1 protein-coding gene is annotated in these 305 nt (G+C 43.3%); it reads right to left on the bottom strand.

The features are described from left to right. The coding region (locus HC175_RS22640) for a GIY-YIG nuclease family protein (RefSeq protein ID WP_168140047.1) at positions 1-174 on the bottom strand (174 nt) is incomplete at its 3' end. Positions 175-305 lie beyond the last annotated feature (131 nt).

The following is a 305-nucleotide window of genomic DNA, read 5'->3' as shown; positions in this document are numbered from 1 at the left end:
CACATCATTGAATTCCTGATAAAAAATGACTTCTACGGGTCTCCTTTTGAACGTGAAACTGTTTTTATCTACACCTGCGTTATGCTCATCTAATCTTCTGGAAATATCGTTGGTTATTCCGGTGTAGAGGAGTTTATCTGAACATTCCAGTATATAAACGTAGTACAGCTTCATTTTTTCAGTTTGAGCATCGTATTCTCCGGGGACCCAGCGACAGAGCCTGTTCGGAGCGCAGCGGAGGTGCTCGGAATGACTTTCGTGATGTCAGGTCGAGTGGAGTCGAGACCTCCTTTTTTGTACAATTA

It is taken from the genome of Salinimicrobium oceani, from assembly GCF_012037645.1.
This window is presented reverse-complemented; position numbering and strand designations above follow the sequence as displayed.